Below are 11,207 nucleotides of genomic sequence, written 5' to 3'. Positions count from 1 at the left end.
GTTTCTAGCCTTTTCCCCTTGGTTAGTTGTAGTGGTTACTAACTTAGCTATCATTCAGCATAAAACCCATTGGACAACTATTCAAGTACCTTTATCATTTTTGGTAAAAATCTGGGGGATAAACCTTAGTTTTATCTTTTTTGATATTGGAATACCACTGGAGCATCCATTTACCTATATAATCCCACCAATTTTAGTGAGTTTTGTGGGATATGCAATTTATTTTATCTGTCGTTATACTACCCAGCGAGTTTGGTTACTGGTTTTAACGTTAATCGTTATTACTGCATTAGGGTTAATCTTACCAGACTTAATTTGGGGAGGACGACGTTCAGTAAGTAGTCGGTATTTCCTACCTTGCTATATCGGAGTGCAGCTGGCTGTTGCTTATGTAATTACTAGTTCTATAACTGGGTATCTATCCAGGGCTACTTTAATAAAGGCTAATTTAAGAATACAGAAAGTCTGGAAAGGAATAGTAGCTGTGCTGCTTACAGGGGGAGTTATCTCTTGTGCTATTAGTTCCCAAACAGAAATCTGGTGGAACAAGCAAGTTGGGGGTAACAATCCTACTATCGCTAGGATAATTAATCAAGCTGAGCGACCTCTGGTAGTTAGCAATGTTTCTTCAGTGAATCCTGGGGATGTGATTTCTCTTAGTTATTTATTAAATCCTCAGGTAAAATTCCAGTTAGTCATTCCCCCTACTATTCCCGATATTCCTCAAGGGTTTAGTGATGTATTTCTATTTTATCCCTCTGAGCATTTGCAACAGGGACTTGAGGAAAAGTATAGTACTAAAATAGAGTGGTTTGATGAGTCGAAGGTGAAGCCCCTCGGGAAGTTAAGGCTTTAAGAGACTGTTGGTTAAACTTTGCTTAAATCCTGGTGTAGGGTGGGTTAGGCGGCGAGTACTGCAAAACCTCACCTTTTAAGACAGCTGTCCGCCTTAACCCACCTAGATTGAGGACTGTTGGTTAAACTTTGCTTAAATCCTGGTGTAGGGTGGGTTAGGCGGCGAGTAGGTGGTAGGGGGTGTAGGGTGAGCCACAAAATCTACTCCAATGTTGCACGCACTGTAAGCTAGAGCCAGTAAGGATTACAGTTAACTTTACCACTGATTCAATAGTCACGTCCCGAGCGTAACACAACAAAAGGTTAATTCTGTAAAATAAGTAGCGATAACTTAGTTTTGTGGAGCGATAAATTTTCTATCAATATATTCTTTAAAAGTTGTCCAAGAAGTTTGATTCGGACGTTCATCGTCGAGGGATGGAGGAGAACTAAACAGAGGATAATTTGTTTCTATTTCCTGCTGAAAAAACAGGGGTAAATCATCCCAACTCTTTAAACGCAATCCCGCCCCTGTAAAAATCAGCACTCCAGGGCGGTCGCCCATTTCCATCCACGGTAGCCATTTAGAAATACGAGTCCAAGAAATATTAACTTGTTCTACAGCATTATTAGTTCTAGGCATAAGTTGTGAAGCGGGAAGAAAGTAGTTGAATATTTCCATAGCATGATACGTTCCACCAATATAATTTTGGTAATCTCCTCCCAAGGCATTGGGATAAAATAAGGGAATGACAAAATTAAGGATAACTGTACCATTTTCAACCAGACCATTGAACTTAGTTTGATCAGGAAATCGAGGTTTTCCATTGACCGGATCGTTGGCTACATGAAATACTTTAACTTCTCGATTTAACCAAGGGTTAGACCAAGTTGATAAAATCTCATTTGTTTCTGGGTCAAGGTATAACATGACTTCTCTGGAAACTAAGCGATAACCCACATTTTCATCCTCATCGGTCACCCTACCACAGGCTCGAATATTCATTCCTTGTATATTGAACAAATGACGATCTTTTTCCCCTGGAATCCGACTATAAACCTGACCTTTCCACCAGTAAATCACCGGTTTTCCATCTGTTAAAGAGCAAAAAATTTTCCGATAAGCGGTGAGGGCATCTTTTGGTTCATTTAAGTCAAGGGATTTGGTTTGAGCAAAAATGGATTGTTTCCCGAAGTAATTAATGCCACACACCAGCAGTAAAACCATTAAATATTGAGCCCAATTTTTCATCTGACTTCACGGGAGTAGGTAAACCGCGTCTCTCTTGGTGCGCGTTCGGTGTGGGCGTTGGAACCTCGCGCCGGGGTCGCACCGCTTTTTAAAGCGCGGAGGAACTAGGAAACGTTCGCGGAGCATCGATCTAAGGGTCGGTTAACGCTACAGGTCGGTCAACCCTTGCCCGTTCGAGGTACTACTATGGGTTCCCTCAGAGCGCGTTTTCTAGTGAGGAAAACGTCAGGCTCCACTTGTTTTAAAATTGATCTGTTTTTGCTGCCTCAGCTTTTTAAGCTATGTAGTCCAGCAAATTCTTCTCTATTCTACTACAGTAGAGAGGCGCGAAAGTTCCAAAAAATTAGAATTAATTCCTGTCTCGCATTCAACGACCGGTCTCCTATCGGGTGAGACTTGGGCTTGGTGCGGGTTGAATGCTAAAACTGTGAATCGACCTGCCAAGGAAATGTGCTTTGCGCGATCGCCCCTTTTTGATCAGAGGATAAACGCGATCGCTACCCGCTGATTGAGAGCGCGAGCGATTTTTTGCAACATAGAAAGGGAATGTCCTTCATAATCAGCATCTTCAAGTCGTGCAATCACAGGCTGCTTTGTACCTACAAGTTCTGCAAGCTGTTTCTGGGTTAACCCCGCTTTTGTTCTGGCTTCATAAATCAACTGTGCCACCTCTGCATTAAGAGAAGCTTCTGCTATCATTCCCTCCATTTCGGGGTCGGTACGAATCTTCTTGTTAAGAATTTTAATCGCATCAGAAGTCTTAGTCATCTTCTTCCTCCTCTACATAGGTATGAACATCTGGGTTTTGTTGAAATAAACCCTTTCTCAAGATTACCCGTTCAATATCAATTTACTCAATCACTACAGGTAAGATTGTTGTAGCTAATTGATCTGAGCACCTAGCACTCACCACTATGAAAAGACGCTTTAGAGATCCAGTAATTTTAGGACTAATTTGGCTAGGGAGTGGATTTTGCGATCGCATTTGGTTTGCCCTAGATCACTCTGTCCCAGCTTGGGACCAGGCGGATTATTTGACTGGTTCCTTGAATTACTGGCAGGCGTTGCAGCATCCTGAGTGGTTCTCTGGGGAGTGGTGGAGCAGTTTTTGGGCAATTTCCTCAAAAGTCCCGCCATTGACTTATATTATTGCCGCAATGGTTCAGCAGCTGTTTGGAACCGGACCAGAGCTAGCTACGATAGCGCTAGTTTTATGTAGTGGAGTGCTAATTGCTTCAGTTTATGGATTAGGGCTGGTGTTATTTAACCGCCAGGTAGGGTTATGGGCTGCTGGTTTAGTAATGTTGTTACCAGGACTATATCGCTACCGTTTAGAATTTTTGCTGGATTATCCATTAACCACAGTAGTCAGTTTGTGTTTTTGGTCTCTGACAGTGTGGTGGAGTTTGGGAAGAGCCAAGACACCCTTATCGCGAACCAGAGTAAGACAAGGATGGTTGTGGGGGTTGGGGTTTGGGGTTTGTTTAGGATTAGCCTTGCTAGTTAAGCAAACCGCCTTATTTTTTCTATTCGTGCCAATCGTTTGGGCTGGGATCAGGGTTCTGTGGCAGAGGCAATGGCAAAGGTTAGCTCAGTTAATCGGGGGTTTGCTGGTATCAGTTTTGCTATTTGGTCCATGGTACCGGATTAATTGGTTGTTGATATTGACCTCTGGCAAGCGAGCAACCATTGATTCCGCGATCGCAGAAGGAGACCCAGCCCTCAATACCCTTGATGCTTGGGTTTACTACTGGAAAATCTTACCTTACCTGATCTCTTGGCCGCTGTTGTTAATACCGATAGTAGGACTATTAATTTATGGGCTCAAGTATTGGCTCAAGCAATCTTCTATCGCAAAACAGAACAATCTGCCATCCCCCTATCCCCCCATCTGGTCACTAACCTGGCTAGGGGTCTTCATAGTGGGTGGTTATCTATTGTGTTCATTGAATATTAATAAAGATGCTCGCTATATCTTGCCATTAGTTCCAGTGCTATCACTGTTTCTGGCTTATGGTTTAACCTGCTGGACTAATCGTTGGGGTAAACCGATGCGTTGGACCACGGTAGGGCTAGCAACTGTACTGATGATGTTGAATCTATTTCCATTAGGAGGTAGAGGATTGACTCAATTACTTAGTCCCCGTGTACAACATTTGCCCTACTTAGGACAGCCATGGCCTCATCGGAAGGTAATTGCTGAAATCATCAAGACTCAACCTTACTTGCGCTCTAACTTAGGAGTATTACCGTCAACCCCAGACATTAACCAACACAACTTCAATTATTATGGTGCATTAGCCAATTTCCAAGTATACGGGCGTCAAGTGGGAACCCAAGCCAAACAAGTGAAACAGGATATGCGATCGCTTTCTTGGTTCCTCACTAAAACTGGTGCCCAAGGGTCAATCCCAGAATCCCAAGCAGCTATTGTTCAGGAAGTTGAGCAAGGGTCAGAGTTTGAGCTACACCAGACTTGGGACTTACCCGATGCTAGCCAACTGAAACTGTATCACAAGCGGCAGCCACCAATAGCGGTAAAACCATTATCGATAAAGCCTGTGGGTGACCAATCATCCATAAAACCCACTAGTTTCAATGGCAATACTTCCCTGGCCAAAAGGCCACGCTACGCGAACAGCACTACTCTCACTTCAAATTCCAGAGTTAAATTAGACCAAGTCACCATACCAGAAACATCTCCTGCTGGAGTACCTGTACCAGTAACTTATCAGTGGACTGGTTCTTGGGAGCAATTACAATCTGGCATCGTTATCCTAACCTGGCAACCGGTAGAGTTGTTCGCGTTCGCGCAGCGTCGGCTTTGCCGAAAGCGTGGCCTTTTGGCCAAGGTTGGCCAGTTGAAGGTTGACCCGTTGAAGGTTGGCCAGTTGAAGGTTGGCCAGTTGTTCGCGAAGCGTGGCCTTTTGGCCAAGGTTGACCAGTTGTTCGCGAAGCGTGGCCTTTTGGCCAAGGTTAACAAGTTGTTCGCGAAGCGTGGCCTTTTGGCCAAGGTTGGCCAGTTGTTCGCGAAGGGTGGCCTTTTGGCCAAGGTTGAAGGTTTAACGGAAACTAACCTGCAACCTAACAACCTTCAACCTTCAACCGATGCTAACCTTCAACCTTCAACCCAAACTAACCTTCAACCTTCAACCCAAACTAACCTTCAACCTTCAACCCAAACTAACCTTCAACCTTCCATCCACCGATGGTTACACGACCATGGTATTGCCATGGGAGAACTACACTCTTCCCAATTACCACCTGCCAATTCCCAATTTCAAGTCATTGAACGGATGGCGATGTTTCCCCCAGCAGATATCCCAGCTGGAAGCTACACCCTGAAAGCAACTTACCTCAATCGACAAACTGGCGAAACTTATCCGATACAAGTACCAACCGTTACCTTGACCATCGATCCAGCCGCTACCCCCATACCTGCACCAGAACTAGATTTAATCACCCAAATGCGGATATTGTCCACTAATTTACCTAAAGGACTCAATGGCCTAGAACCGGTGTTTGAAGAAACTGCCCGCATTAACCAGTACGATCCGATTCAGGACTACTTAGAGCAAGCAGATTTAGCCTTAAGCTATCGGCTGGAATTGGAACCGAATAACCTAGACTTGGCCTATGCTCTGGCCTTGAGTAGGGTATTGCAGCAAGATGTAGAAGGTGCGATCGCAGCATTAAAGCGAGTCACCCAACTTGACCCCCAAAATCCCTATGCTCACGCTTATCTTGCCTTCGTCTATCTCTATGATTGGGATGGAAAAGATGGAGAAAATGCCCTAAAACCTGCCCTTAAAATCAACCCGACTATTCCCGAACTACAAGCCCTATCTGGTATAGCTGCCTTGATGCAAGGTAATGTGTTCAAAGCTTGGAGTGTTATTCAGGGATTAGAACTTTAAAGCGATGGCCTTTTGGCCTTTTGGCCACGCTACGCGAACGGCCACGCTACGCGATCGCTAATATTATTTCATTGTGAATAAATTGTGAATCAATGGCTCAAAAGGACTATTTCTTTTTAGTCTTCGTGTTCTTTGCGTATTTGTCGTTAGTCATACCAATTTCCCATCCCGATCGCTTAATATTTATCATCAAATTTACTATATTTATTTGAAAATTTTCAGTATTTTTATTGAGGTAATTTACTTCAAGTTTATATTTAATTTAATTAAAGCCTATAAAAAACTAGGTTATTTGATGTTTTTAAAACTAACCTGCCCATAGATTTTAAGATATTAAAATTAACAATTTTATGAAAACAAACTTCAAAAACAAACAACCTATTGATTTACTCAAACTGACACAAAACCTATCACTAGCCATCCTAGGGTCTGTTTTGAGTTTTGCCGCGATTGAAGTTGCTAACCCAGCACGCTCTGACGCTTTTGTAATTTTTAACCGGTCTGGTAGCACACTCGAAGGTGGCTCCCGATGGGATGCAGCTCCAAGGACTATCCATGGAAGAGAGCGTTCCCTGGAGGGCGGATTGCGATACTCACTACAGGGCGGTTCCTATCAAGCTTACCGGGATTTATTCACCTGGGATATTGTTCCTAGTGTCAATGAGTTTCAAAATGCCATTGAGGCTGCGTTCAACGCCTGGACTGTAGTTGATCCAGTATCTGGTTTAGGTACCGATTTATCATTTGTAGCAGATTTAGAGACACAAGTAATAGGCACCGGTAGAGGAGACGTTCACCCAGATGGTGCGGAGATTGACCTGTTTGCCTCGACCAATGCAACGTTCTGGAATCCTGGAAATACCTCACCCCAAGGTGAAGCGTTTTTCTATTACATCAATGATACCGTAACTCTCACCTCCGGAACGGAAAATTATGCAGGCTCAAGCGCCATTGTCGGAGCAGATATCACCTTCAACAATAATGCCGGAACAGTATATACCCTCGACTTTTTTAGGCGATTGTTGACCCACGAGATCGGTCATGCCATTGGATTAGGGGATATCGAGGGAGACATCAGTGCTAATAGATTTATCGACGACAACTATGATGGCAGTACTAGCGCCACAGCTAATGCAACATTAAGCAACCCGATCGCCCAACTAATCGATCCCCTCAATCCAGCCGCTTCGCCATTTTCATTGTTTACAGTTCCAGATCAGGATCCGGGTGTTGACACCCCAGGCGTAGATATTCTGATGGAATCCCGGGGACTAGGCATAGCTCCAGGCAACCCAGTCACTAACCTTAGCCCATTGGTTAATGATGACTACGCTGGTCGCCAGTTCCTGTATCCAGTGTTCTCTGAGCCTAGCGCCTCTGAGGCTAGTGTTAATGAACCTACTGCTACATTAGGTTTACTAGCCCTTGGTATGATAGCTACACGTTTGAGTACTCAAGGGAAAAAAGCAAGCAACAGAGAGTAGATACAGCTACCAGATCAGCTATTTACACCAAATAGACAGACACAGACACAGGTAGTGGTGCTGAAGTCCTACGTTTTCCCAAAAAAATCTAGACTTCAAGTGTTTCTTTCGGATATAATCAAAAACTGGTGCTTTTAGGCATAAGCAAAAACCATGAATGCTCAAGAAATCATTCGTTCCCTTGAAGCGGAACAACTAAAGGAAAACGTCCCTACCATCTACGTCGGTGACACCGTGCGGGTGGGGGTACGGATTAAAGAAGGTAATAAGGAACGGGTTCAACCCTATGAAGGCACTGTGATTGCCATGCGCAATGGTGGCATTAATGAAACGATTACAGTACGCCGGATTTTCCAAGGGGTTGGTGTGGAACGGGTTTTTCTACTCCATTCTCCAAAAATTGCTAATATAAAAGTAGTCCGTCGAGGCAAGGTGCGTCGAGCTAAGCTATACTATTTACGCGATCGCGTTGGTAAGGCTACTCGCATCAAACAACGCTTTGACCGTAGTTTATAACCTTTTTCTGGCCTAGCATCAGGTTGGTGTAAATGCCAAAATTAGGGTAAACTAAATAAAGCGAGAGGTTAACCTCTACCTCTCTACTCCATCTGCGTCCTTAGTTCAGTTGGTAGAACGCAGGTCTCCAAAACCTGATGTCGGGGGTTCGAGTCCTCCAGGGCGCGCTCAAAATTGATAGAATACAAAAGTTAGGTGCGCTTTTCCTTAGCGGATTCGATTCGCTGCGGGTCGCACCTGTGGGATGCCAGGGTTTAGCTGAGCAAATCCAGTGGAAGTCCGTCAGTTGAGGGGGCTGAGTAGAACAGTTTGACTCAAGCATCAGGACTAGCGGATTTTTGTGGCTGGGGCATTACCAGCTAGACTATCCCCGATGCAAGGAACAGGAAATTGACATAGGTGCGCTCTTACTTGGCGGATTAAATTCGCCACGGGTCGCACCTCCAGTAAAGCCTACTTGTGTTATCTAATCCCTGGCTGGATTGATTCAGCACGATGCTCACATAGCACTCAGCACCGACCATGGTAGACCGATATAAATGCGTTGATGGGGGAAAGGAGAAGTTGTGGCAAAGAAAACAAAAGCTGAACCAGAGACTAAAGAAACTGAATCTGGGTTTAACCTAGGTAATTTCTTCAACGAAACCAAAGAAGAACTCGCTAAAGTCGTTTGGCCTTCTCGGCAACAGTTAATTAGTGAATCAGCAGCGGTATTGTTGATGGTCATTCTGTCTGCCACCATAATTTACTTGGTAGATGGTTTATTTTCCTGGGCATCAGGACAGGTATTTTGATGAGTTTTGCTGCAGACGAATCCCAAGATTTCGATCAAGAGGTATCAAAACCTGCAAGTCCACGTTGGTACGCAGTTCAAGTGGCTTCTGGCTGTGAAAAACGGGTTAAGACGAACTTGGAACAGCGCATTCAGACGATGGATGTAGGGGACCGGATTTTGAAAGTGCAGATTCCCCAAACACCTACGGTGAAAATCCGTAAGGATGGTTCTCGGCAACACAGCGAAGAAAAAGTTTTCCCTGGCTATGTGTTAGTCCAGATGGTGATGGATGATGAAGCTTGGCAAGTTGTCAAAAACACACCAAATGTGATTAATTTTGTTGGGGCAGAACAAAAACGCCGCTACGGGCGTGGCAGAGGACATGTTAAACCCGTACCCCTCAGCTATGGTGAAGTAGAGCGGATCTTCAAGCAAACCGAAGAGCAAGAGCCGATTGTCAAAGTAGATATGGCAGTAGGGGACAAAATTATGGTGCTATCTGGTCCGTTTAAAGAATTTGAAGGGGAAGTGATTGAAGTTAGCCCCGAAAGGAGCAAACTCAAAGCGTTACTCTCGATCTTTGGGCGGGATACACCAGTAGAATTGGAGTTCAATCAGATTGAAAAAACAAGCTAGACCCTAGATCATGGCTAAAAAAGTTGTTGCATTAATTAAGTTAGCGCTTCCAGCTGGGAAAGCTAACCCAGCTCCCCCCGTCGGACCAGCACTCGGTCAGCACGGGGTCAATATTATGGCATTCTGTAAAGAGTACAATGCCAAAACTGCTGATCAAGCTGGTATGGTGATACCAGTGGAAATTTCGGTGTTTGAGGATCGAAGCTTTACCTTTATCCTCAAAACCCCACCAGCATCTGTACTGATCAAGAAAGCTGCTGGTATTGAGAAAGGGTCAGCACAACCTAACCGCACTAGAGTTGGCACCCTTACTCGCTCCCAGCTGCAAGAAATAGCCCAAACTAAAATGCCTGACCTCAATGCTAATGATATAGAAGCGGCAATGAAAATTGTGGAAGGCACAGCTAGAAACATGGGTGTAGCCATAACCGATTAGTAATGATGAAAGATCAAGGATGAAGGATCAAGGATGAAAGATGAATTGACGCTGTAACCTGGAAATTTCAACTTTCAACTTTTAACTTTCAACTTTCAACTTTCAACTTTCAACTTTCAACTCCAATGTATTAACGTAAACCATAGAGGGGGAGGAGTTTTACTTCGCTAAGTACCCCAGGAGATACAGATGCCAAAGAAACCATCGCGTCGATTACAGGAACTAAAAAAGAAGGTTGAAGAGCGACCTTATGAACCCATAGAAGCTCTCAAACTCCTCAAAGAAACAGCCACGGCCAAATTTTCGGAATCCGCTGAAGCCCATATTCGCTTAGGCATTGACCCAAAGTATACTGACCAGCAACTGCGCACTACAGTGGCTTTACCGAAGGGAACAGGTCAGACGATACGAGTAGCAGTGATTGCTCGGGGTGAGAAAGTCTCGGAAGCTACTAATGCAGGGGCAGACATTGCCGGTTCTGAGGAGTTAATTGCAGAAATTCAAAATGGGATGATGGATTTTGACCGGCTAATTGCTACGCCGGACATGATGCCCAAAGTAGCCAGATTGGGTCGTCTCCTCGGACCACGGGGCTTGATGCCTTCTCCTAAAGGTGGTACAGTTACTAATGACATAGCTCAGGCAATTCAAGAATTCAAAGCTGGTAAACTAGAATTTAGGGCTGACCGTACTGGCATTGTTCATGTTATGTTTGGTAAGGCATCCTTTAGCCCCGAAGACTTACTGGTGAATCTGAAGGCTTTGCAGGAAACTATCGACCGCAATCGCCCATCTGGCGCGAAAGGTCGCTATTGGCGTACTCTATATGTGTCTGCCAGCATGGGTCCATCGATTGAAGTGGATATTGCTATTCTGCGTGAAATCAAGCTTGAGGGTGCTGCGTAAAACCGAGATTAGAAATTACGGAACTGCTCCAGGCTGAAAGCCCCGTGTTTTCAAACCGGGTCAGAAGTTACCGCAAAAATAAGGCAGCCTTTATGGTTGGTCGGCTATGGGTAAAAGGGTTAAAACTTTATGATTAAGGCTGCCTTATTTTAAGGTTTCGTCTCCGGGATGAAAGCCAGGTAGCGACTTTAGTCGCCTAGATACAACTTTGCCAAAAAGGCTGACACTTTCCTAGCGCTAGAGTACTATATAGATATGGGTACAGGCTGAAAATCCGAGGCACAACCGGGTCAGAGACCCGCAATTGTTTGACCTTAAAGTAGAGTGCGGCTCGTTCTAAGTAGGAGCCTCCTGAGATAGGAGGGGTATGACTTAGGGGAATCGCGGGAAAAACCCGAATTTCTAACTGTTTAACGGATGGTGGTGAAAGTCCACCCCATTAAGAGATATG

Annotated in this window: 9 protein-coding genes, 1 tRNA gene and 1 pseudogene; 9 read left to right on the top strand and 2 right to left on the bottom strand. The window is 44.5% G+C overall.

Annotated elements, in window-relative coordinates:
* Positions 1-856, top strand: a pseudogene (locus tag F6J99_RS33395) (hypothetical protein); the annotation flags it as partial.
* Positions 857-1,186: 330 nt separating this feature from the next.
* Here the strand turns inward: F6J99_RS33395 and F6J99_RS33390 are convergent.
* Together F6J99_RS33390 and F6J99_RS33385 are read right to left on the bottom strand one after the other, a co-directional pair.
* The gene (locus F6J99_RS33390; RefSeq protein ID WP_293119512.1) at positions 1,187-2,086 is read right to left on the bottom strand and encodes a DUF1838 family protein; all 900 of its coding nucleotides are present in this window, start codon (positions 2,084-2,086) and stop codon (positions 1,187-1,189) included.
* Between the two features lie 477 nt (positions 2,087-2,563).
* Positions 2,564-2,854, bottom strand: a complete 291-nt coding sequence (locus F6J99_RS33385; RefSeq protein WP_293119510.1) for a helix-turn-helix transcriptional regulator — start codon at positions 2,852-2,854, stop codon at positions 2,564-2,566.
* 146 nt (positions 2,855-3,000) lie between these two features.
* On the opposite strand from F6J99_RS33385, the gene F6J99_RS33380 reads away from it, so the two are divergent.
* The 8 genes from F6J99_RS33380 (at position 3,001) to rplA (ending at position 10,756) form a co-directional block, all read left to right on the top strand.
* Positions 3,001-6,003 carry a phospholipid carrier-dependent glycosyltransferase gene (locus F6J99_RS33380; RefSeq protein ID WP_293119508.1) on the top strand — a complete coding sequence of 1,001 codons (3,003 nt, stop codon included), beginning with the start codon at positions 3,001-3,003 and terminating at the stop codon, positions 6,001-6,003.
* Positions 6,004-6,353: 350 nt separating this feature from the next.
* Entirely contained in the window at positions 6,354-7,487 is a 1,134-nt protein-coding gene (locus tag F6J99_RS33375) for a hypothetical protein (RefSeq protein ID WP_293119506.1), read from the top strand.
* Positions 7,488-7,640: 153 nt separating this feature from the next.
* The gene (rplS, locus tag F6J99_RS33370) at positions 7,641-8,003 is read left to right on the top strand and encodes a 50S ribosomal protein L19 (RefSeq protein ID WP_070394162.1); all 363 of its coding nucleotides are present in this window, start codon (positions 7,641-7,643) and stop codon (positions 8,001-8,003) included.
* 94 nt (positions 8,004-8,097) lie between these two features.
* Positions 8,098-8,170, top strand: a tRNA-Trp gene (locus F6J99_RS33365).
* A gap of 399 nt (positions 8,171-8,569) precedes the next feature.
* Positions 8,570-8,797 (top strand): preprotein translocase subunit SecE, encoded by a 228-nt coding sequence (gene secE / locus F6J99_RS33360; protein WP_070394161.1) that lies wholly within the window; start codon positions 8,570-8,572, stop codon positions 8,795-8,797.
* Positions 8,797-9,414, top strand: a complete 618-nt coding sequence (nusG, locus tag F6J99_RS33355; RefSeq protein ID WP_070394160.1) for a transcription termination/antitermination protein NusG — start codon at positions 8,797-8,799, stop codon at positions 9,412-9,414. The genes secE and nusG overlap by 1 nt, the downstream gene beginning before the upstream one ends.
* Before the next feature lie 10 nt (positions 9,415-9,424).
* Positions 9,425-9,850 (top strand): 50S ribosomal protein L11, encoded by a 426-nt coding sequence (rplK, locus tag F6J99_RS33350; RefSeq protein WP_070394159.1) that lies wholly within the window; start codon positions 9,425-9,427, stop codon positions 9,848-9,850.
* A 189-nt stretch (positions 9,851-10,039) separates the two neighbouring features.
* Positions 10,040-10,756, top strand: coding sequence for a 50S ribosomal protein L1 (gene rplA, locus F6J99_RS33345; protein WP_293119502.1), 717 nt, complete (start codon positions 10,040-10,042; stop codon positions 10,754-10,756).
* The last annotated feature ends 451 nt before the right edge of the window (positions 10,757-11,207 follow it).

The sequence above is a fragment of the Moorena sp. SIO4G3 genome (assembly GCF_010692305.1).
GTDB classification, from domain to species: domain Bacteria; phylum Cyanobacteriota; class Cyanobacteriia; order Cyanobacteriales; family Coleofasciculaceae; genus Moorena; species Moorena producens_A.
The sequence above is the reverse complement of the archived record's forward strand: the minus strand, read 5'-3'. Positions and strand labels throughout refer to the sequence as shown.